This window comes from Aureimonas flava (assembly GCF_003583935.1).
In the GTDB taxonomy this organism is placed as follows: domain Bacteria; phylum Pseudomonadota; class Alphaproteobacteria; order Rhizobiales; family Rhizobiaceae; genus Aureimonas; species Aureimonas flava.
Genome location: NZ_QYRN01000014.1, coordinates 1 through 22207, shown reverse-complemented (window position 1 = coordinate 22207; position 22207 = coordinate 1). Strand labels below are relative to the sequence as shown.

At 71.2% G+C, this 22207-nt stretch carries 19 protein-coding genes and 1 pseudogene; 18 read left to right on the top strand and 2 right to left on the bottom strand.

Annotation, left to right across the window (positions count from 1 at the left end; translation table 11 throughout):
- Window positions 1-11 precede the first annotated feature (11 nt).
- Together D3218_RS18545 and apnL are read left to right on the top strand one after the other, a co-directional pair.
- Entirely contained in the window at window positions 12-1040 is a 1029-nt protein-coding gene (locus D3218_RS18545) for a Gfo/Idh/MocA family protein (protein ID WP_119541571.1), read from the top strand.
- A complete protein-coding gene (gene apnL / locus D3218_RS18540; RefSeq protein ID WP_119541604.1) occupies window positions 1040-2974 on the top strand; it encodes a D-apionate lactonase in 1935 nt (644 codons plus the stop codon). The genes D3218_RS18545 and apnL overlap by 1 nt, the downstream gene beginning before the upstream one ends.
- Here the strand turns inward: apnL and D3218_RS18535 are convergent.
- Window positions 2962-3675 (bottom strand): transcriptional regulator NanR, encoded by a 714-nt coding sequence (locus D3218_RS18535; protein WP_119541570.1) that lies wholly within the window; start codon window positions 3673-3675, stop codon window positions 2962-2964. The two genes, apnL and D3218_RS18535, sit on opposite strands and share 13 nt — an antisense overlap.
- Window positions 3676-3798: 123 nt before the next feature.
- Between D3218_RS18535 and oiaX the strand changes: the two genes are divergently transcribed.
- Window positions 3799-5076: a 3-oxo-isoapionate-4-phosphate decarboxylase OiaX gene (gene oiaX, locus D3218_RS18530; RefSeq protein WP_119541569.1), complete on the top strand. Its 1278-nt coding sequence runs from the start codon at window positions 3799-3801 to the stop codon at window positions 5074-5076.
- 4 nt (window positions 5077-5080) lie between these two features.
- Window positions 5081-6406, top strand: a complete 1326-nt coding sequence (locus D3218_RS18525; protein WP_119541568.1) for a four-carbon acid sugar kinase family protein — start codon at window positions 5081-5083, stop codon at window positions 6404-6406.
- Between the two features lie 21 nt (window positions 6407-6427).
- Here D3218_RS18525 and D3218_RS18520 read toward each other — a convergent pair whose 3' ends face one another.
- Complete coding sequence (locus tag D3218_RS18520; protein WP_245415117.1) at window positions 6428-8209, bottom strand: glycoside hydrolase family 15 protein; 1782 nt, start codon at window positions 8207-8209, stop codon at window positions 6428-6430.
- 431 nt (window positions 8210-8640) lie between these two features.
- Between D3218_RS18520 and D3218_RS18515 the strand changes: the two genes are divergently transcribed.
- The 14 genes and pseudogenes from D3218_RS18515 to purU form a co-directional block, all read left to right on the top strand.
- Window positions 8641-8850, top strand: coding sequence for a cold-shock protein (locus D3218_RS18515; RefSeq protein ID WP_119541566.1), 210 nt, complete (start codon window positions 8641-8643; stop codon window positions 8848-8850).
- 480 nt (window positions 8851-9330) lie between these two features.
- On the top strand, window positions 9331-10311 hold the full coding sequence (locus tag D3218_RS18510; RefSeq protein WP_119541565.1) for a tripartite tricarboxylate transporter substrate-binding protein: 981 nt from the start codon (window positions 9331-9333) through the stop codon (window positions 10309-10311).
- A gap of 108 nt (window positions 10312-10419) precedes the next feature.
- On the top strand, window positions 10420-10875 hold the full coding sequence (locus D3218_RS18505; RefSeq protein ID WP_245415116.1) for a tripartite tricarboxylate transporter TctB family protein: 456 nt from the start codon (window positions 10420-10422) through the stop codon (window positions 10873-10875).
- A 13-nt stretch (window positions 10876-10888) separates the two neighbouring features.
- Window positions 10889-12394, top strand: a complete 1506-nt coding sequence (locus D3218_RS18500) for a tripartite tricarboxylate transporter permease (RefSeq protein WP_119541563.1) — start codon at window positions 10889-10891, stop codon at window positions 12392-12394.
- A gap of 42 nt (window positions 12395-12436) precedes the next feature.
- Window positions 12437-12913 carry a CYTH domain-containing protein gene (locus D3218_RS18495; RefSeq protein WP_119541562.1) on the top strand — a complete coding sequence of 159 codons (477 nt, stop codon included), beginning with the start codon at window positions 12437-12439 and terminating at the stop codon, window positions 12911-12913.
- Window positions 12914-13067: 154 nt separating this feature from the next.
- Window positions 13068-14006, top strand: a complete 939-nt coding sequence (locus tag D3218_RS18490; protein ID WP_168990595.1) for a CHAD domain-containing protein — start codon at window positions 13068-13070, stop codon at window positions 14004-14006.
- 64 nt (window positions 14007-14070) lie between these two features.
- Window positions 14071-14853: a pseudouridine synthase gene (locus tag D3218_RS18485; protein WP_119541560.1), complete on the top strand. Its 783-nt coding sequence runs from the start codon at window positions 14071-14073 to the stop codon at window positions 14851-14853.
- Window positions 14850-16007, top strand: a complete 1158-nt coding sequence (locus tag D3218_RS18480) for a winged helix-turn-helix domain-containing protein (RefSeq protein ID WP_119541559.1) — start codon at window positions 14850-14852, stop codon at window positions 16005-16007. The genes D3218_RS18485 and D3218_RS18480 overlap by 4 nt, the downstream gene beginning before the upstream one ends.
- A 225-nt stretch (window positions 16008-16232) precedes the next feature.
- Window positions 16233-17639 (top strand): TadE/TadG family type IV pilus assembly protein, encoded by a 1407-nt coding sequence (locus D3218_RS18475; RefSeq protein ID WP_119541558.1) that lies wholly within the window; start codon window positions 16233-16235, stop codon window positions 17637-17639.
- A gap of 8 nt (window positions 17640-17647) precedes the next feature.
- The gene (locus D3218_RS19870; protein WP_168990594.1) at window positions 17648-18172 is read left to right on the top strand and encodes a TadE/TadG family type IV pilus assembly protein; all 525 of its coding nucleotides are present in this window, start codon (window positions 17648-17650) and stop codon (window positions 18170-18172) included.
- Window positions 18169-18720 (top strand): TadE/TadG family type IV pilus assembly protein, encoded by a 552-nt coding sequence (locus tag D3218_RS18465; protein WP_119541557.1) that lies wholly within the window; start codon window positions 18169-18171, stop codon window positions 18718-18720. The genes D3218_RS19870 and D3218_RS18465 overlap by 4 nt, the downstream gene beginning before the upstream one ends.
- 188 nt (window positions 18721-18908) lie before the next feature.
- A complete protein-coding gene (locus tag D3218_RS18460; RefSeq protein ID WP_119541602.1) occupies window positions 18909-20132 on the top strand; it encodes a YeeE/YedE family protein in 1224 nt (407 codons plus the stop codon).
- 77 nt (window positions 20133-20209) lie between these two features.
- Entirely contained in the window at window positions 20210-22024 is a 1815-nt protein-coding gene (lepA, locus tag D3218_RS18455) for a translation elongation factor 4 (protein WP_119541556.1), read from the top strand.
- A 47-nt stretch (window positions 22025-22071) separates the two neighbouring features.
- Window positions 22072-22207, top strand: a pseudogene (gene purU, locus D3218_RS18450) (formyltetrahydrofolate deformylase); the annotation flags it as partial.

Below are 22207 nucleotides of genomic sequence, written 5' to 3'. Positions count from 1 at the left end.
CGGGGGCCGAGATGCGCGAGCTACGCGGCGCCCTGATCGGCTGCGGCTTCTTCGCCCGCAACCAGATGCATGCCTGGGCGGGCATTCCGGGCGTCTCCATCGTCGCCCTGTGCGACCGCGACGCGGCGCGGCTCGACGACATGGGCGAGAGCTTCGCCGTCGCCGCGCGCTTCACGGACGCCGCCGCCATGCTCCGGGAGGTGCGGCCGGACTTCGTGGACATCGCCACCACCGCCCCCAGCCACCGCGCGCTGGTCGAGCTGGCGGCCTCGCTGGCGATCCCCGCGATCTGCCAGAAGCCCTTCGCACCGACGATGGACGACGCGCGCGCCATGGTGGAGGCCTGCGAGCGGGCGGGCGTGCCGCTGATGGTCCACGAGAACTTCCGCTGGCAGTCGCCGATCCGGGCGGTGCGCCGGTGCCTCGCCTCTGGCGAGATCGGTGCCCCCTTCTTCGGGCGCGTGTCCTTCCGCTCCGCCTACGACGTCTATGCCGGCCAGCCCTATCTCGCCGAGGGCGAGCGGTTCATCGTCGAGGACCTCGGCATCCACGCGCTCGACATCGCCCGCTTCCTGTTCGGCGACGTCACGCGGATCACGGCCCGCACCCGGCGCGTCAACCCGCGCATCCGGGGCGAGGACGTCGCCACCATGCTCCTGGACCACGAGGCGGGTTTCGCCAGCGTGGTGGACTGCTCCTACGCCACCCGGCTGGAGACCGAGCGGTTCCCGCAGACCTTGATCGAGATCGACGGGTCCGAGGGAACGATCCGCCTCGACGAAGGCTACCGGCTGACCGTGACGGGACCGGACGGCACGCGGCACGAGGACGTCTCGCCGCCGCTCCTGCCCTGGGCCTCGCGCCCCTGGCACAACATCCAGGAGAGCGTCGCGCTGATCCAGGCGCATTGGGCGCAGGCGCTGCGCGCGGGAACCGAGCCCGACACGTCGGGCCGCGACAACCTCAAGACGCTCGCCCTGGTGGAGGCGGCCTATCTGAGCGCCGCCGCCGGGTCGAGCCTCGACCCGCGCGAGGTCTGATCGTGGCCGACGCGCTGAAGCTCTTCGGCACGCGAGAGGAACCGGCCGCCTCGCGCCGCCTGCGGGCGGGGCGCCTGGAAGCGGACCTCGTGTCGGGCAACCTGCGCACCGTCGCCTTCGCCGGCGTCGAGATCCTGCGCGCCGTGGCCTACGTGGTGCGCGACCGCGACTGGGGCACCTGCGACCCGCCGATCCGGGACTTGCAGGTCGAGGAGGACGACGAGCGGTTCCGCGTCCGCTACCGGGCCGAGATCGAGGCGCCGGACGGGGCGCGGCTGGCCTATAGCGCCCTGATCGAGGGCACGGCGGACGGCACGCTCGCCTTCGCCGTCGAGGCCCGGCCCGACCGGGCGTTCGAGACCAACCGCTGCGGCTTCTGCGTCCTGCATCCGATCCGGGGCGTCGCCGGCACGCCGCTGCGCGTCGAGCACACGGACGGGCGCGTGGAGGACGCGCGCTTTCCCGACCTGATCGAGCCCTGGCAGCCCTTCCAGGACATCCGCGCGCTGGCCCACGAGCCGGCGCCGGGCCTGCGCGCCACCTGCCGCATGGAGGGCGACGCCTTCGAGATGGAGGACCAGCGCGCCTGGTCCGACGCGTCCTTCAAGACCTATGTGCGCCCCCTGGCGCGCCCCTGGCCCTACCGGATGGAAGCCGGCACCCCGGATCGACAGTCGGTGAGGCTGACGGTGGAGGGCGCCCCGCCCAAGACGCGCGCGACCGGACGCGCAGACGGGGCGGACGGCCCCGTGGCGCTGCGCATCGGTGCGCCCCTGCCCGACCCGATGCCGCGCTTCGGCCTCGCCGTCGCGCCGGAGGAGACCGAGGCGGCGCTGGCGCGGCCGGATCGCCTGCGCGACCTCGCGCCGGCCTTCCTCCTGTTCCATTTCGATCCGCTCGCCGGACACGGCGAGGCGGCGCTCGCCGCGTTCGCGCGCGTCGCCGCCCTGCTGCCGGAGGCCGAGCGCGCGCTGGAGCTCGTTCTGCCCGACCGGGACGCGCCGGCCGACGAGGCGGGGCGCGCGGCACACCTCGTGCGGGCCTCGGGCCTCGCGCCACAGACCGTGGTGGTCGGCCCGGCCGCGGATCGCCGGTCCACCCCGCCGGGCAGCGCCTGGCCGGCCTGTCCGCCGCTGGAGGAGGTCTATCGCGCCGCGCGCGCAGCCTTTCCGCGCGCCCGGCTCGGCGGCGGCATGCTCAGCTACTTCACCGAGCTGAACCGCAAGCGCGTGCCGCTGGACGGGCTCGACTTCGTCACCCATGCCACCAATCCCATCGTCCACGCGGCGGACGACCTGTCGGTGATGCAGACGCTGGAGGCGATCCCCTTCATCACGCGCTCCACCCGCGCCTTCGTGGGCGCCAAGCCTTACCGTCTCGGGCCCACCACGATCGGCATGCGGCAGAACCCCTACGGCTCGCGCACCATGCCGAACCCGGACGGCCGGCGCGTTCCCATGGCGCACGACGATCCGCGCGCGCGCGGCCTGTTCGGCGCGGCCTTCCTCGTGGGCTATGCCGCGCGGCTGGCGGGCTCGGGCGTCGAGGCCTGGACGGGCGCAAGCCTTGCCGGCCCGCGCGGCCTGCTGCCGGCCGAGGGGCGCACGGCGCCGGCCTATCACGTGGCCAAGGGCCTGGCGGCGCTCGGCGGCGCCCGGCGCCTGGAGCTCCGCTCCGCGCGGCCGGGCGCGGTGGACGGGTTCGCGGTGCGGCGCGCCGACGGGCGGCTGGAGCTCTGGCTCGCCAACCTGACGCCCGAGCCGCAGGAGGCGACCGTGGAAGGCGTCGGACCGGGCGCTACCGTCTCGCTTCTGGACGAGGCGGCCTTCGACGCGGCGTCCGGCGGCAACCTGCCGCCCGAGCGGCCGGCGGGCGAGCGGCTCCGGCTGCCGCCCCATGCGGTGGCGCGGATCGTCGCGCCTCAGGCGCCCTGATGCCGGTAGAGCTCGCGCGAGCGCTCCAGGTGGCGCACCATCGACGCTTCCGCCGCAGCGGGATCGCGGTCGGCGATGCACTGGAGGATCTCCTCGTGCTCCAGGAGCGTGACGTTCTCCTTGCCGCTCCAGATCAGCAGCTCGTTGTGGTACTGCCGCAGCCAGCCGAGCATGGATTCGGCCACCGCCTCGAAGATCGGGTTGCCCGGCACCGCCGCGATGCGGGCGTGGAAGCGCATGTCGGTGCGGATGAAGCGGTCGGGGTCGCCGAGCGCGGCACGCTGCTCGGCCAGAAGCGCGCCGAGCGCCGCGACGTCGGCCGGCCCGGCCCGCTCGGCCGCCTGGCGCACGATGCCCCGCTCGAAGAAGATGCGGGCCTCCTTGAGGTGGTCCAAGGCGCCGGGCGAGGTGGTGAGCATGATCTCGGCCGCCCGGTCGACCTGGCCGAAGAGCGAGCGGGGCGTCAGGCTCAGCACCCGGGCCCGCTCGCCGTGCGAGATGGCGAGCAGCCCCATGCCGCCCAGCGCCTGCATCGCCTCTCGGATCGCCGGCCGCCCGACGCCGAAACGCTCCATCAGCTCGCGCTCGGAGGGCATCTGGTCGCCCGGCCGCAGCTCGCCCGTGGTGATCATCGCCTTGAGGCGCTCGTACACCTCGGTCGAGAGCTTGCGGCGGACGATCGGCTCGCTCGGCTGCACCATGGCTGACGTTCCCGCTGGCGAACGGCGCGCGTCGGGGAACCGACGCGTCCGAACTGGTATGGCGACGATACCAGACGCCGGGCGCCCGCGTCTTCTCTCCAGCCTTCGCAGGACATCTCCCCCATGAGCGACGACATCGTCCTGACCTATCGGATCGAGACGCCGGGCAGCGTCGAGGGGCTCGCCCGCAAGATCGCCAGCGATCAGTCCACCGGAACCTTCGTGCCGCTTCCCGGCGAGACGCCGGAGCTCAAGGCGCGCGTGGCCGCCCGCGTCGTCGACGTGCGCATGCTGGAGCCGGTCGCCGAGCCCGCCTTCGGGCGCACCCACGACGACCTTGCCGAGCCCCGCTCGTTCAACTGCGGCGAGGCGGACATCGCCTTTCCCATGGAGGCGGTCGGCACCGACCTCGCCGCCCTGATGACCATCGCCATCGGCGGCACGTTCTCGATCAAGGGCTTCAGCGGCATCCGCGTCACCGGACTGACCCTGCCGGACGCCTTCGGCAGGGCCTGGCCCGGCCCGCAGTTCGGCATCGAGGGGTCGAAGCGGCTCACAGGGGTGTCCGGCCGGCCGATCGTCGGCACGATCGTCAAGCCGGCGCTCGGCCTGCGCCCGCCCGAAAGCGCGGCGATGGTGCGCGAGCTGGTGGAGGCCGGCGTCGACTTCATCAAGGACGACGAGAAGCTGATGAGCCCGGCCTATTCGCCGCTCGCCGAGCGGGTGAAGGCGATCATGCCCGTGGTGCTGGACCACGAGCAGCGGACCGGCAAGAAGGTGATGGTCGCCTTCGGCATCACCGCCACCGATCCCGACGAGATGATGCGCAACCACGACCTCGTGCTGGCGGCGGGCGGCAACGCGGCGGTGGTCAACATCAACTCGATCGGCATGGGCGCCATGGCCTTCCTGCGCCGCCGGTCCGGCCTCGTGCTGCACGCCCACCGCAACGGCTGGGACATCCTCACGCGGCACCCCTCGCTGGGCCTCGACTTCTCGGTCTACCAGACCTTCTGGCGCCTGCTCGGCGTCGACCAGTTCCAGATCAACGGCATCGCGGCGAAATATTGGGAGCCGGACGCGTCCTTCCTGCGCTCCTACCACGCCTTGCGCCGGCCGCTGTTCCGCCCGGACGACCGCCCCCTGCCGGTGGTCGGCTCCGGCCAATGGGGCGGACAGGCGCCCGCGACCTATGCCGCCGTGCGATCCACCGACCTCCTGTACCTGTGCGGCGGCGGGGTGGTCAGCCATCCGATGGGGCCGGCGGCCGGCGTGCGCGCCGTTCGGCAGGCCTGGGAGGCGGCGGTCGCGGGCATCGACCTCGCCGCCCATGCCGCCGACCATCCCGAACTCGCCGCCTCGCTCGAAGCGTTCGGCGGAGCGGACGCCAAGGGAGCCTGAGCCGATGACGACGCCGCTTCTCGCCTTCTACGGCGACGACCTCACCGGCTCCACCGACGTCATGGAATCCCTCGCCATGCGCGGCATCGAGACGGTGCTGTTCACCGACGTGCCGACGGACGCGCAACTCGCGCGGTTCGCCGGCGCGGCCGCGATCGGCCTTGCCGGCACCAGCCGCAGCGAGACGCCGGACTGGATGGACCGGAACCTGCCCGACGCGTTCCGGTGGCTGGCGGCACGCGGCGCCGCGATCACCCACTACAAGGTCTGCTCGACCTTCGATTCAAGCCCCGGCGTCGGATCCATCGGGCGGGCCGCCGAGATCGGCCGGGCGGTGTTCGGCGAGCGCCCGGTGCCGCTGCTGGTCGGCGCGCCGCAGCTCGGCCGCTGGACCGCCTTCGGAACGCTGTTCGCCCGGTTCCGGGGCGAGACCTTCCGGATCGACCGCCACCCGGTGATGAGCCGCCACCCCGTGACCCCGATGCGCGAGGCGGACCTTCGCCTGCACCTCGCCGGGCAGACGTCCCTCGACGTCGCGCTTCTCGACCAACTGGCGCTGTGTTCGCCGGATGCCGACGCGCGGCTCGACGCGATCCTGGCCGCCGATCCCGGCCTCGTGCTCGTCGACGTCCTGAACGGGGAGACGCAGGAGGCCGCCGGCCGGCAGCTGGAGCGGCTGGCCGAGGCCGGCTGCCGCTTCACGGTGGGCTCGTCCGGCGTCGAATACGCCCTCACGGCGCATTGGGCGCGGACGGGGCGCATCGGCGCGCCCGCCGCCTTCGCGCCGCTTCCCGCGGCGGGCCGCATCAGCGTGGTGTCGGGAAGCTGCTCGCCCACCACCGAGCGGCAGATCCGCCATGCCGGCGCGAACGGATTCGAGACGATCGCCCTCGATCCCCGGGCCCTCGTCGCGGGCGACACGGCGGCGACCGAGGCGGTTTCGGCACGAGCCGAGGCCGCCTTGCACGCGGGACGCTCGGTCGTCGTGCACACGGCGATGGGGCCGGACAGCGATCTCGGCGCCGCGCTTTCGGATACGGCTGGGGCACGCCACGCGATCGGCCGGGGGCTCGGGCGCCTCCAGGCCGGGCTCGTTCGTCGCCTCGGGCTCGGTCGTGCGGTGATCGCGGGCGGCGACACGTCGAGCCACGCGCTGCGCCAGCTCGCCGTGCATGCGCTGACCACCCGCCTGCCGCTGCCGGACACGCCGGGCTCGCCCGTGGCCCTCGCCCACAGCGACGATCCCGCCTTCGACGGGCTGGAGATCGCGCTGAAGGGCGGGCAGGTCGGCGACGACGACTATTTTTCGCGCGTTCGCGACGGCGGCTGAGCCGCCGTTGGGGTCAGGGCGCTACAAGGGGCATCCGTCCACGGTGGCGGCGGTCTGGATCAGCGCCAGATGGCTGAGGCCCTGCGGCATGTTGCCCAGGAACGCCAAGGTGTCCGGATCCACCATCTCGGCGAGGATGCCGGCGCCCCGCGTATCCAGCGCCGCCATCACCTCGTCGAAACGCAGGCGCGCCTCGTCGCGGTGGCCGAGCAGCGCCAGGCCCTCGATGATCCAGAAGGTGCAGGCGAGGAAGCAGCCCTCGTCGTTCTCGACCCCGTGGTAGCGATAGTGGAAGAGGCCGCGCCCGAGCCGGTCGTCCAGTGCGCGAAGCGTCTTCTCCAGCCGATCGCGCCCGTCGAAGCCGAAGCGAACCGCGAGCGCAAGCGAGGCGTCGAGCTTGTCGCCGCCCGGCACCATGACATAGGCCTGCTGCTCCTCGGACCAGCAGTTGGCGTCGACCCATTCGGCGATCCGGTCGCGCGAGCGTGCCCATCGGTCCCGGCAGGTGGCGGGCACATGGCCGCCGTCGGCCAGCTCCACCGCCCGCGCCAGGGCCTGCCACGCGCTGATCTTCGACATCGTGTAGTGGCCCCGCTCCGACAGCTCCCAGATGCCGGAATCGGGCTGGCGCCAGGTCTCCGCGCAGCGGTCGGCGACGGCCGCGAGGACCGAGGCGCTGTGCGGGTCGAGGACGTTCCCGCCGGCGACGAAGCGGGCCGCGGTCTCGAAGATGTCGCCGTAGATCCCGTGCTGGTGCTGCCCGGCCGCCTGGTTGCCGCGCCGCACCGGACGGCTGCCGCGATAGCCCGGCAGGTCGATCTCGACCTCCTCGCCCAGCACGCCGCCCTCCAGCGTGTAGCAGACCAGGGCGCCGTGCTCGGCAAGGCGCTTGATGAGCCAGGTGAAGGCGCCCTTCGCCTCGGCCGCCGCGCCGATGCGCAGGAACGCCTTGATCGTATACGATGCGTCGCGCACCCATGCGTAGCGGTAGTCGTAGTTCTTCTCGCCGCCGATGCCTTCGGGCAGCGAGCAGGTCGCGGCGGCGGCGATCGCCCCCGTCGGAGAGTACAGGAGGAGCTTCAGCGCCAGGGCGCTGCGGATCACCGCGTCGCGATAGGATCCCTGGAAGCGGATCCCGGCGCACCATTGGCGCCATTCCTCGTGCGTGACGTCGATGCGTGCGTCGATGACCTCGGGGGACTCCACCACCAGCGGCTCGTTCTCGCCGGCCAGGATGGCGACGAGTTCGCGCCCGCCGGCCCGCACGCCGACCACGCCTCGGATCTCGCCGTCGCCCTCCTCCTCGATCCGCACGCCGTCGCTGTAGCGCAGGAGGCCGATCACCGAGCCGGCGTGGAAGGTCGTGGCGTTGGCGTTGGTGTAGAGGAACGGACAGATCGTGTCGGCCTGGGTGCCGAACACGAGGCGCATCTCGAAGGTCACCTCGCCCTCGAGCCCCTCGATCCGGCGCGCCAGTTCGCACCAGGGCAGGCGCCCGCCCGAGCCGCTGTTCAGCGCCTCCACCAGACGCGCGCGGCCGGTGCTCGTCTCGAACACGGTCTCCAGCACGTTGGACCCGGGCCGGTAGGCGCGGTGCGACGTGAACTCGCCCCGGGGCGTCAGCGTGAAGAAGCCCCCGCGCCGCTCGTCAAGGATACGGTCCAGCATCGGCGCCGAATTCATGTTGGGGACGCACCACCAGTCGATCGACCCGTCGAGCCCCACCAGCGCGACGCTGCGCCCGTCGCCCAGCGCGGCATAGGACTCGAGCGGCAGCGCGCTCGGCCGTCCGGGCCGTTCCACACCCGGATCCTGTGCCGGTCTCACCCAATTCAGCATGACGCCTCCGATCGCGAAGATGTGAGAACGCGGGTCGACCCGACCGGATCCACGGCGCGGCGTGCGCCGACGGGCCCGGAGCTGGTTCGATGAGATCGCCGGAGGCGAACGGAGCGAGACAGATCCAACATCCCGGGCAAATGCATGGGCGGCGAAACAAGATCCTGCGGCACACGGGCGCACGGTGGCGGTGGGCCGGCGCGCCGCTGCGGGAAATATGTCACGCCGACTTGCCTTTTCCGTTCGGCACGGGCATATCCAAGCGGTCGAAAGATGGCCGGACGCTTGGGCCCTGCGCCGCTCGCGCGGTGCCAGTTCATCCCGCTTCATCGCGATATTCGAAACTGGAGCGCGCCGGAAGGCCGCCGACGAACGCTTGCGTAGAAAGGTGTCCCATGGCTACGGGAACCGTGAAATGGTTTAACTCCGAGAAGGGCTTCGGCTTCATCGCTCCCGACGATGGCGGTCAGGACGCCTTCGTCCACATCACGGCGGTGCAGCGCTCGGGCCTGGACGGCCTGGCCGACGGCCAGAAGGTCAGCTTCGAGCTCGTCGCCGACCGCAAGACCGGCAAGCTCGCCGCTCAGAACCTCAAGGCTCTCTGAGTCCTCGTCCGGGCTGCGCGCGCGTCGCGCCGGCCCGGCCACCCTCCCCGCCGGGAGCGGGTCCAGCCTCGCACAGGCTTGGACTGTCAATCTCGTACCCGTCGCTCCGGTCCGACCACGGATGAACTGGCGGGGCGGGGCGACAAGAACCGATATGAGAGAACCCTGCGCCCTTCCGGCCGTGGGGTTTTTTTATGGCATCTCGCGCGGCGCATCGCCCCGCGCCCTCCGATCGCCTCTGGAGATCCTGCCGCGAAGTCCCTTCCCGTCAGCATCCGATCGCCGGCGCGACGTTCATCCTGGCAAGACCGGGGCCGACCGTCCCCGCGATCGATACCCGAGCGGTATTCCCCTCGAAGACCCGAGCAACGCGGGCACCATCCGCACCGGTCCTGGCAAAAGGCTGGACAACCAAACAGAATCATGTGCTGCTCATCGTGGCGCCACAATCGACGAGGCGCCGACATTCTGGGAGGAATCATGTCGCCGATTTGGAAGGGGCTCCTGGCCTCGATCGCCGTTCTCGCAGCCGCGTCCTCCGCGTCCGCGCAGGTCGACTACCCGACGCAGCCGATCACGGTGGTCGTTCCCTTCTCCGCCGGCGGCCCGACCGACACCGTCACGCGCCTGATCGCGCAGACCATGACCAGCGAGCTCGGCCAGCAGGTGCTGGTGCAGAACGTCGGCGGCGCGGGCGGCACGCTGGGCGCAGGTCAGGTGGCCCAGGCCAAGCCGGACGGCTACACGCTGCTCCTGCACCATATCGGCATGTCGACGGCCCCGACGCTCTACCGCCAGCTCGCCTTCGACCCGCTGACGGCCTTCGCCCCGATCGGGCTGGTCACCTCCGTGCCGATGACCATCGTCGCGCGCAAGGACTTCGAGCCGGCCGACGCGGCCGCGCTGATCAGCTATCTCAAGGAGAACGGCGCGGACACCACCTATGCCCATGCCGGCATCGGTTCCGCCTCGCACCTGTGCGGCATGCTGCTCCAGGAGGCCGTCGGCACGCAGATGATCACCGTGCCCTACCAGGGCGCGGCGCCGGCCATGACCGACATCGTCGGCGGCCAGGTGGACGTCCTGTGCGACCAGACCACCAACACCACCAACCAGATCAAGGCCGGCGAAGTGAAGGCCTACGCCGTGACGACGCCCGAGCGCGTGACCTCGCTGCCCGATCTTCCGACCACCAAGGAAGTGGGCCTCGACAAGATGGAGATCGGCGTCTGGCACGGGCTCTACGCCCCCGCCGGCACCGATCCGGCGATCATCGCCAAGCTGGAAGGCGCCCTGCAGAAGGCGCTCGCCGACGAGACGGTGAAGGCGCGCTTCGCCGAGCTGGGCACCGCCCCCGTCTCCGCCGAGGAGGCGACCCCGGAGGCGCTCAAGCAGCAGCTTTCCTCCCAGATCGAGCTCTGGCGCCCGATCATCCAGGCGGCGGGCACCTACGCCGACTGACCGTCGCATCCGCCTGACGAGATATCGACCGGCCGGGGCTCGCGCTTCCGGCCGGTTCGTCCAGTGCCAGTTGGTTGGGGGCCAATCCACATGCATGCATCCGAAGGCGTGAAATCGCGCCGCGACCTTCTGGCGGGGCTGATCTTCATCGCGCTCGCGGCGGGCTTCGGCTGGGAAGCGTCGAACTACGACATGGGCCGCGCGATCCGCATGGGACCGGGCTTCATCCCGATGACGCTGGCGATCCTCCTCGCCCTGTTCGGCGTCCTGGTGATCCTGGCCGGCATGAAGAAGAACGAGCAGGTCGAGAAGACGCCGATCCCGTGGAAGGGGATCGTCCTGATCCTTTCGGCCCTTGCGATCTTCGGCGAGTTCGGCGCCGCCCTCGGCCTCGTGCCCGTGGTGTTCCTGGGAACCGCGATCGTGGCGCTCGCCTCGGCGCGCAACTCCATCCTCTCGTCGCTCACCATCGCCGTCAGCATGTCGGCCCTTTGCTGGCTGGTCTTCAAGGTGGGGCTCGGCATCACCCTGCCGACCTTCGGCCCCCTCCTGACCTTCTCCTGAGGCGCGCGGATCCATGGAACTCCTGTCCCATCTCGCCCTCGGCTTCGAGACGGCGCTCACCCCCATCAACGTCTTCTGGTGCTTCATCGGGGTGCTGCTCGGCACGCTGGTCGGCGTGTTGCCCGGCATCGGCCCCACGGCGACCATCGCCATGCTGCTGCCGATCACCTTCTCCTTCTCGCCGGTCACCGCGCTGATCATGCTCTCGGGCATCTACTACGGCGCCCAGTACGGCGGCTCCACCACCGCGATCCTGATCAACCTGCCGGGCGAGAGCTCCTCGGCGGTGACGGCCATCGACGGCTACCAGATGGCGCGCAAGGGGCGGGCGGGCGCGGCCCTCGCGACGGCGGCGCTCGGCTCCTTCTTCGCCGGCTCGGTGGCGACCCTGCTCCTCGCCATCGCGGCCCCGCCGCTGGCCCGCGTCGCACTCCAGTTCGGCGCGCCCGAATACTTCGCCCTGATCGTGCTCGGGCTCCTGGTCTCGATCTCGCTCGCCCACGGCTCCATCGTCAAGGCGCTCGCCATGATCGTGCTCGGCCTGCTCCTCGGCACGGTCGGCCAGGACATCTACACCGGCACGCCGCGCTTCACCTTCGGCCAGCTCGAGCTCTACCAGGGCATCAACTTCGTCTCGATCGCCGTCGGCGTGTTCGGTCTGGCGGAGATCTTCCGCAACCTCGAGAACGAGACGACCCGTGAAGTCGGCGTCAAGAAGGTGGACAGCCTGTGGCTGACGCGGGAGGACTTCCGGCGCATCGCCGGCCCGGTCGTGCGCGGCACGGCGCTCGGCTCCATCCTCGGCGTCCTGCCGGGCGGGGGCCACGTCCTGTCCTCCTTCGCCTCCTACTCGATGGAGAAGAACCTCGCCGCCGACAAGTCCGAGTTCGGCCAGGGCGCCATCCAGGGCGTCGCCGGGCCGGAAAGCGCCAACAACGCGGCGGCCCAGACCTCGTTCATCCCGCTCCTGACGCTCGGCATCCCGGCCCATCCGGTGATGGCGCTGATCGTGGGCGCGTTCATTCTCCAGGGGATCACGCCGGGACCCAACGTCATCAACACCCAGCCCGCGCTGTTCTGGGGCATCATCGCCTCGATGTGGATCGGCAACGTGCTGCTGGTCATCCTGAACCTGCCCCTGATCGGCATCTGGGTGAAGATGCTGACGATCCCCTACCGCATCCTCTTTCCCGCCATCGTGCTGTTCGCCGCCATCGGCTGCTATTCGATCAACAGCAACCCGTTCGACGTCTACGCGATCGGGGTGTTCGGCATCCTCGGCTACGTGCTGATCCGCCTCGGCTGCGAGCCCGCGCCGCTGCTCCTCGGCTTCGTGCTGGGCCCGCTTCTGGAGGAGCACCTGCGCCGCGCCATGATCATCTCGCGCGGCAACGCGATGGTGTTCCTGGAGCGGCCGATCTCGGCCACCCTCCTGGCGCTCGGCCTCGCCTGCGTGATCTTCGCGCTGCTGCCCGCCATCCGCAACAAGCGCAAGGAGGTCTTCGTCGAGGACGATTGATCGCGGCTTGACGGACGGGCCCCGCGTGCGATCCTCGCGGCCATGGCGACCGAGATCGAACGCAAGTTCCTGCTGCGGGGAGACGGCTGGCGTGGCCTCGCCGACGGGGGAACCGCGATCCGCCAGTTCTATCTGGCGGTCCGCGAGGGCCTGACGCTCCGGGTGCGCCTGCGCGAGGGGCGCCCCGCGATGATCACCGTGAAGACCGGCGCCGGCAGCGCGCGCGGGGAATACGAATACCCGATCCCGCCCGCCGACGCGGCCGAGCTAGAGGCCGCCCGCATCGGCCTCGTGGTGGAGAAGCGGCGTCATCTCGTGCCGCTGGGCGGGCTCACCGTGGAGATCGACGTCTTCGGGGGCGCCCTCGCGCCGCTGGTGGTGGCCGAGATCGAACTGCCCTCCCCCGATCACCCGCTCGTGCTGCCGGACTGGATCGGGACGGAGGTCACCGCCGACCGACGCTACGCCAACGCCGCGCTGGCGCTGAAAGGCCGCCCGGACGCGAGGGAAGCGGACTGACGGCGCGGCGAACCGCCACCCCACGGCGTCTTCTGCCGGCTTCCGCCGCCGCGCCATGCGGCGACGGAGCGGGCGGCACCCGATCCGTCGGGGCGGAACGCCGAAGGATCGACGCCCGTTCAGCACGCTCGGCCCGTCGGCCGCAGAGGAGATCATGGCTTACCGCATCGACCCCCGCGCTCCCGTCGACATCGCCCTCCGGCGCACCGCGCAGAAGCAGATCGACAAGGCCGTCCGCGACCTCTCGGGCGGGGACGAGGGCCGGCACGAGGCGGTGCACGAGGCGCGCAAGCGCCTCAAGAAGCTCCGGGGGCTGGTGCGGCTCCTGCGCGAGGCGGACCCGTCCTTCGCGGGTGCCGAGAACGCCCGCTACCGCGAGGCGGGCCGCACCCTGTCGGGCGTGCGCGACCGCACGGCGCTGATCGAGGCGCTGGACGGACTGGAAGGACGTTTCGCGGGCGAGGTCGACAGCCCGTCCTTCGCGGTGGTGCGCACGGCGCTGGAGCTCAAGCGCGAGGCGGCGGTGGAGGCGCAGGGCAGCGCGCGCGACGTCGCCGCCGAGGCGCTGGGAAGCCTCGAAGCGGGCCGCTCGCGGCTCGACGCGCTGGCGCTCGGGCAGGGCCGGCGCCGCAACCGCGTGCGCGTGGTCGCCGGCGTCGAGGCGAACTACCGCCGGGCTCGCCGCGACCTCGCGGCCGCGCGCGCCAGCAACCGCGCGGAGGACTTCCACGACCTGCGCAAGCGCATCAAGTATCTCGGAATGCACCTGAAGCTCCTGGAAGGCCTGTGGCCCGCCGCGCTCGCGCCCCTGCGCGAGGAAGCCGACCGGGCCGCCGAGGCGCTCGGCCGCGACCACGACTATGCCGTGCTCCATGCCGAGATGCTGGCCGATCCCCGCTCCTTCGGCGCGCGCGCCGATCTCGACGTGGTGCTGGCGCTGCTCGACCGCCACCAGGCCGAGCTGCGCGCCGAGGCCGCCGAGACCTGCGGCAGGCTCCTGAGCGACAAGCCCGGCGCCTTCGCCGCGCGCATCGCCCGGCTGTGGCAGCTCGCCGCCAAGGCGCCCGATCCGGCGGCGCCCGCCGCGCCCTGAGGACTTGCGTCCGGCGGCGTCCCGTCGCAATCAGCCCCGGAAGCCAACCCGCCGCCCGAGCGCGATGCCGCACCGAACCCGCCCCCCTTCCCGCGCGCCCGCCGCCCCCGCCCCTCCGGCGGCGGGAGAGCGCGGCCACGGGCTGGCGCGCGTCCTGTCGAAGCTCGGCCACTGCTCGCGCGCCCAGGGCGAGGCGCTGGTGCGCGAGGGGCGCGTGCGGCTGGACGGGCGCATCGTGCGCGACCCGGAACACCGCACCTTCGCCTCCACCGCGCGCATCGAGGTGGACGGCCACGCGGTGGCGGCCGCCGCGCCGATCGTCCTGATGCTGAACAAGCCGCGCGGCCTGGTGACGACGCGCGACGACCCGGACGGCCGCGAGACCATCTACCGCTGCCTCGAGGGCCTCGAGCTTCCGCACGTCTCGCCGGTCGGTCGGCTCGACAAGGCGAGCGAGGGCCTGCTGCTCCTGACCAACGACACGGGGCTCGCGCAGCGCCTGCTCGATCCCGCCTCGCACGTTCCAAAGACCTACCACGTGCAGATCGACCGGCCGGCCGACGAGGCGCTGCTGGCGCGCATCCGCGCGGGTGTCGAGGACCGGGGCGAGCGGCTCGGCGTGCGGTCGGCGCGGCTGCTGCGCGCGGGCGCCCGCAACGCCTGGCTGGAGATCGTGCTCGACGAGGGGCGCAACCGCCACGTCCGCCGCCTGCTGGCCGCGCTCGGCACCGAGACGCTGCGCCTCGTTCGCGTCCGGATCGGGGACCTCGCGCTCGGCGACCTGCCGAAGGGCGCCGTGCGCCCGCTCACCCGCGCCGAGCGCGCCCGCCTGGAGCCTTCGCCGTGACGCGCTCGCTGTCGCCCGCCGAGGCGCGCCGCGTCGCGCTCGCCGCGCAAGGGTTCGCGAGGGCGCGGCCGGATCGGGCCGGCGCCCTGCACCTGCGCCGCAACCTCGATCGGCTGGCGCTGCATCAGATCGACAGCGTCAACGTCGTCGCGCGGGCGCACTACCTGCCCGCCTTCTCGCGCCTCGGCCCCTACGACACCGCGCTGCTCGACCGCGACGCCTGGGGTCGCCCGGGCGAGCGGCGCGTCTTCGAATACTGGGCGCACGAGGCCTCGCTCCTGCCGCTCGACCTCCATCCTTCCTTGCGCTGGCGCATGGCGCGGGCGGACCGGGGCACGGCCGGATACGCCGGCATGCGCACCTTCGCGGGGCCGCGCCGGGCCGAGGCGATGGCCCTTCTCGAGCGCATCCGGGTGGACGGGCCGATGGGCGCCTCGGACCTCGAGCGGGGCCGCACCGGATGGTGGGAATGGTCCGAGCCCAAGCGCATGCTGGAATGGCTCTTCTATGCCGGCCACCTGACGACGCGCACGCGCCGGCGCGGCTTCGAGCGCGTCTACGACCTGCCCGAGCGCGTGATCCCCGGCGCGGTGCTGGCACTGCCGACCCCGGACGAGGCCGAGGCGCACCGCCGGCTGGTGGAGCGATCGGCCCGGGCGCTGGGAATCGCGACTTTCGGCGAACTGAAGGACTATTTCCGGCTCGGTCCGGCCGAAACGCGGGCCGCCCTCGCCGATCTGGTGGAGGCCGGGACGCTCGAGCCCGTCGCCGTTCCCGGCTGGCCGGTGGCCTTTCTCCATGCGCAGGCCCGAGCGCCACGGCGCATCGCCGCCACCGCGCTTCTGGCGCCCTTCGACCCGCTGGTCTGGGAGCGGGCGCGCGCCGAGCGACTGTTCGGATTCCGCTACCGGATCGAGATCTACGTGCCGGCCGCGCTGCGCCGCCACGGCTACTACGTGCTGCCCTTCCTCCACGGCGACCGGCTCGCCGCGCGCGTCGATCTCAAGGCCGACCGTGCGCGCTCGCGCCTCCTGGTTCCCGCCCTCCATCTGGAACCCGACGCGCCTGCCGACACGCGCGAGGCGCTGGAGGCCGAACTCGCCCTGATGGCGCGCTGGCTGGGTCTCGGCGAGGTCCGGCACGGGACAGCGTGAGCCGGCGCCGGCGGGCTTCGCCGGCACCCTGATGGCCCCTTGCGCCGAGGCGCCGCGCCGTCCTCGCCCGGCCGCCCCCGGCACTATCGGGCGTTGTCGCCGCGGCCTTCCTCGCCGCGCGGCGGCGCCGCCGGAAGCCCCGTGAAAGCGCGGCGGAAATCGTCATGCGGTCTTAAGGAGTCGCCCGGTATGACAACAAGCATCTGACATCCTGTGGTTGTCGTCATGCGCCCTGCCGCCCCGCCCGAATCCTCGTTCAAGCGCAACCGCCGGGGCAGCATCCCGGTGATGACGGCGCTTCTCCTCGTGCCCATGGTGCTGGCGGCGGGCGGTGCGGTGGATCTCGTGGTGCACGAGCGCGGCCGGCTGGCGCTCCAGGACGCCCTGGATCGCGGCACCTTGGCCGCCGCCTCGCTGACGCAGACCGAGGACGCCGAGACGGTGGTGCGCTCCTTCCTGAAGAGCGTGCCGAACGGCGACACGGCGACCCTGACCGTCACCGAGGAAAAGACGCTGACCCGGCGCAAGGTCTCCGCCAGCGCCAGGATCAACTATCCGACGACGTTCCTGCAGCTCGCCCAGATCGACAATCTCGGCATCGTCGGCTCCTCGACGGCCGAGGAGGCGCGCAAGAACGTCGAGCTCTCGCTGGTCCTCGACATCTCGGGATCGATGCTCGACAACGGCGGCATGACGCAGCTGCGTCCGGCGGCCAAGAGCTTCCTCGACATCGTCCTCAAGGAGGACATGGCGCCGACCACCTCGGTCAGCGTGATCCCCTTCGCGGGCCAGGTGAACCTCGGCGAGAAGGTCTTCACCTATCTGACCAGCGCCGAATACAACGGCCGCACCGCCCCCTACTCGCGCTGGGCGACCGGCAACAGCTACAGCTGGTGCCTGGAGATGACGACCGGCGACTTCGCGTCCGGCAAGCCGTCCTTCTACGATCGCGACCAGGCACCCCATTTCAGCTATTACAACATCAACGCCTCGGGCAAGCAGCCCTGGTGGTGCCCGACCGTCCCCACGGTCACCTACATGACCAACGACCTGACGACGCTGAAGGCGAAGATCGACGCGCTCGCCCCCTACGACGGGACCGGCACGGCCTACGGCATGAAATGGGCCGAGCTCCTGCTCAACCCGTCCATGCGCCCGGCGCTCCAGACGATCCGCACCCGGAACCTCGCGACGATCCCGAGCGCGTTCTCGGCGCGCCCGGCCGACTTCACGGACACCGACACCCTGAAGTTCATCGTCCTGATGACGGACGGCCAGATCGGCTTCCAGCCCCGTCCCACCACGGCCAACACCAAGCCGGACAGCCGCTATGTCGTGACCACGCGCAACATCACCGGCAGCTACGGGACCACGACCAACAACTACGCCGCCGGCTTCAACGCCTTCACCGACGCGCAGGCCAAGGCCTTCTACAAGCAGGTCTGCGCCTACACGAAGGCGGAGGGGATCACGATCTTCACCATCGCCTTCAAGGTGTCCACCGCCATCGCCGCCGATATCGCCGAATGCGCCAGCAAGCCGGCCTACGCCTACAAGGTGGACGGCCTGGACATGACGGAGGCGTTCCAGTCGATCGCGACCTCCATGCAGAAGATCAGGATCACGCAGTAGGGGACGGGATGCGTCGGCGCTTCGCTCAGGACCGATCGGGCGTCGCCGCCCTGGAATTCGCGCTGGTCGTGCCGATCTTCCTCGCCCTGGTCTTCTCCACGATCGAGGCCGGGTGGATCATGGTGCGCAGCATCTCGCTCGACCGCGCGCTGGACCTCGCGGTGCGCAAGGTGCGGATCAACACCGCCGACGCCCCGGCCAGCCAACCGCAGATGAAGACGGCGATCTGCGCCAACATGGGGCTGGTGGTGCCGGTCTGCGAGAAGGCGATGATCGTCGAGATGTCGGTGGTCAAGACCGCGTCCGACATCCCGACCACGAGCGCCACGTGCCTGGATCGCGGCAGCAGCTACGAGCCCTCCGTCACCTTCACCACAGGAGACCGGGCGCAGGTCCTGTTCGTGCGGGCCTGCCTCGTCGCCGATCCGATCACCCCGCTCATGGGCCTCGCCCTCCGCCTACCCAAGGACTCCCTCGGGGGATACAGCATCGTGTCGAGTTCGGCCTTCATGAACGAGCCGTCGGGCCAATGAGCGGCATCTCCCCGTTCCGCCGCCTCGCGCGCGACCGGCGCGGCATCGCCGCCATCGAGTTCGCCCTGATCGCGCCCGTCCTGATCGCGCTGCTGCTCGGCACGGTGACGCTGTTCGGTCTCTACCGGGACTCCGCGACCGCGGAGAAATCGACCTTCACCATCGGCGACATCCTGTCGCGAAAGACCGAGACGACCACCGCCGACCTCGACGTCAACCGGGCCATCTTCGTCGCGATGGCGGGACATCCGGTCGGCGAGACCACCTTCCGCGTCTCCAGCGTCATGCGCAAGAGCGGAAAGTTCGTGGTGTGCTGGTCCTACGCGCCCTCCCCCATGGTCGCAATGACGGACGCCACGATCCCCACGGCCGACATGCCGGTGGTCGCCGATAGCGACTCCGTGATCTTCGTGGAGACCACGGTCCAGTCCACGCCGCTGTTTAACACGGTCGGGCTTCCGGTCACGACGCTGTCAAACTTCTCGGCCGCCCGGCCGCGCTTCTCGGCCGCGCTGAAGAACACCTCGATGACGAGCGCGCCCTGCTGAAAGGGCGGCGCGCCGCCCGCGGCGGATCGCCGACGCGCCGATGAGCCCTCATGCGCAAAACGGATCCGCCTCGCGCCGCGCATTCGCACATCCATCGCTCGCCCGCATGCTATGGGGCACTTACATTCCCGGCATCCATCCGCGAACGAAGCGCCGCCGGCCGACCGGCCGCGCCCGGAGTGTTTCCGATGACCGACGCCACCCTCCGCCCGGCTCCGGCCGCCCTGTCCGGGCCCCCGGGCCTTGCGGCCCTAGCCGCCCTCCTGCTCGGCGCCCTCGCGCTCGGCCTTGCGCAAGGCCCCCGCCAGGGCGCCCTTCTGCTTCTCGGCGGCGCGCTGGGCCTGGTGCTCTACCATGCCGCCTTCGGCTTCACCTCCGCCTGGCGCGTCTTCATCCTGGAGCGGCGCGGGCGGGGCTTGCGGGCGCAGATGGCGATGCTGGCGCTGGCCGTGGTGCTGTTCTTCCCGGCCCTCGGCGCGGGCAGCCTGTTCGGCCAGCCGGTCGCGGGCTTCGTCTCGCCCCTGTCGGTCGGCGTCGTGGTCGGCGCCTTCCTGTTCGGCATCGGCATGCAGATGGGCGGCGGCTGCGCGTCCGGCACGCTGTTCACGGCCGGCGGCGGCAACGCGCGCATGCTGGTGACGCTCCTGTTCTTCGTGGTCGGCTCGGTGCTCGCCACCGTCCATTTCGACTGGTGGCAATCGCTGCCCGCCCTGCCGCCGGTGTCGCTGGTAGAGACGCTCGGCGTCGGGCCCGGCATCGCGGCGTCGCTCGCCCTGTTCGCCGCGATCGCCGCGATCACCGTCCTGGCGGAGCGTCGTCGCCACGGCGCGCTGGAGACGGCGGGCCGGCCCGCGACACGCGGTCTCGCCCGACTGGCGCGCGGCCCCTGGCCGCTTCTGGCCGGCGCGCTGGCGCTGGCCGTCCTCAACTTCGCGACGCTGGCGCTGGCCGGGCGGCCCTGGGGCATCACCTCCGCCTTCGCGCTCTGGGGCGCCAAGGGTGCCCAGGCGATCGGCGTCGACCCCGCCGCCTGGGCCTACTGGCAGGCGCCGGCCAACGCGCGCGCGCTTGCCGGCAGCGTGTTTGCCGACGTCACCTCGGTGATGAACTTCGGGATCGTCGCGGGCGCCATGCTGGCGGCGAGCCTTGCCGGCCGCTTCGCGCCCAACCTGCGCATTCCGGCGCGCTCGCTCGCGGCGGCCGTGATCGGCGGCCTCTTCCTCGGCTACGGCGCGCGCATCGCCTACGGCTGCAACATCGGGGCCTATTTCTCCGGGATCGCGAGCGGATCGCTGCACGGCTGGCTGTGGCTCGTGGCGGCCTTCGCGGGCAACGCTGTGGGGGTGCGGCTGCGCCCCTTCTTCTTCGACGAGCGGGCCGGCGGGCGGATCGCGCGCGGCGACGGCGCCTGACGAGCGTCCGGCACCCGAAGGGCCGCTTCGAGAAACCCCATTCCCGTCCGGCCCTCAAAGCCTTATAGGCGTCTGCCATGAGCCAGACGCCGCTTTCCCGCATCCGCAACTTCTCCATCGTCGCCCATATCGACCATGGCAAATCGACGCTCGCCGACCGGCTGATCCAGCTCACCGGCGGGCTCGACGCGCGCGAGATGGCCGGCAAGGAGCAGGTGCTCGACAACATGGAGATCGAGCGCGAGCGCGGGATCACCATCAAGGCGCAGACCGTGCGCCTCGCCTATCCGGCCAAGGACGGGCAGACCTACATCCTCAACCTGATCGACACGCCGGGGCACGTCGACTTCGCCTACGAGGTGTCGCGCTCGCTCTCGGCCTGCGAGGGCGCGCTGCTGGTGGTGGACGCCGCGCAGGGCGTCGAGGCGCAGACGCTCGCCAACGTCTATCTCGCGCTCGACAACGACCTCGAGATCGTGCCCGTCCTGAACAAGATCGACCTGCCGGCCGCCGAGCCCGACAAGGTCAGGGAGCAGATCGAGGAGGTGATCGGCATCGACGCCTCCGAGGCCGTCCTGATCTCGGCCAAGTCGGGCCTCGGCATCGAGGACGTGCTGGAGGCGATCGTCAAGCGCCTGCCCCCGCCCAAGACGGGCGACCGCGACGCACCGCTGAAGGCGATGCTGGTGGATTCCTGGTACGACGCCTATCTCGGCGTCGTGGTGCTGGTGCGCGTGATCGACGGCGAGCTGAAGAAGGGCCAGACCATCCGGATGATGGGCACGGACGCCAAGTACCCGGTGGACCGGGTCGGCGTGTTCACGCCCAAGATGGTCAATGTCGAGGCGCTGGGCCCCGGCGAGCTCGGCTTCATCACCGCCTCGATCAAGGAGGTTGCCGACACGCGCGTCGGCGACACGATCACCGAGGACCGGCGCCAGACGGCCGAGATGCTGCCGGGCTTCCAGCCGGCCCAGCCCGTGGTCTTCTGCGGCCTGTTCCCGACCGACGCCGCCGCCTTCGACGACCTGCGCGCGGCCATGGGCAAGCTTCGCCTCAACGACGCCTCGTTCTCGTTCGAGATGGAATCCTCGGCCGCGCTCGGCTTCGGCTTCCGCTGCGGCTTCCTGGGGCTGCTGCACCTCGAGATCATCCAGGAGCGGCTCAGCCGCGAGTTCGACCTCGACCTGATCGCCACCGCCCCGTCCGTGGTCTACGAGATGCGGATGCGCAACGGCGAGACGACCATGCTGCACAACCCGGCCGACATGCCGGACACGATGCAGATCGAGGCGATCTACGAGCCCTGGATCAAGGCGACGATCCTGACGCCGGACGACTATCTCGGCAACATCCTGACCCTGTGCCAGGAGCGGCGCGGCATCCAGGTCGACCTGTCCTATGTCGGCAAGCGCGCCATGGTGACCTACGAGCTGCCGCTCAACGAGGTGGTCTTCGACTTCTACGACCGGCTGAAGTCGATCTCCAAGGGCTACGCCTCCTTCGACTACCAGCTCGCCGACTATCGCGAGGGCGACCTCGTGAAGCTGTCGATCCTGGTCAACGCCGAGCCGGTGGACGCGCTCTCCATGCTGGTCCACCGCACGCAGGCCGAGAAGCGCGGCCGGGCCATGTGCGAGAAGCTGAAGGAGCTGATCCCCAACCACCTCTTCAAGATCCCGATCCAGGCGGCGATCGGCGGAAAGGTCGTGGCCCGCGAGACCATCTCGGCCCTGCGCAAGGACGTGACCGCCAAGTGCTACGGCGGCGACGCCTCGCGCAAGCGCAAGCTCCTCGACAAGCAGAAGGAGGGCAAGAAGCGCATGCGCCAGTTCGGCAAGGTGGACATCCCGCAGGAAGCCTTCATCGCCGCCCTGAAGATGGACAGCTGACCGGCAGCGCCGGCCGCGACCCGACACGCCAAGCGACGAGACTTCCGATGCAGCAGTTTGTCCTGACGGTGACCTGTCCGACGGCGCGCGGGATCGTTGCGGCGATCTCGACGTACCTGTCTGGGAAGGGGTGCAACATCGTCGATTCGGCGCAGTTCGACGACCTGGAGAGCGGGCGCTTCT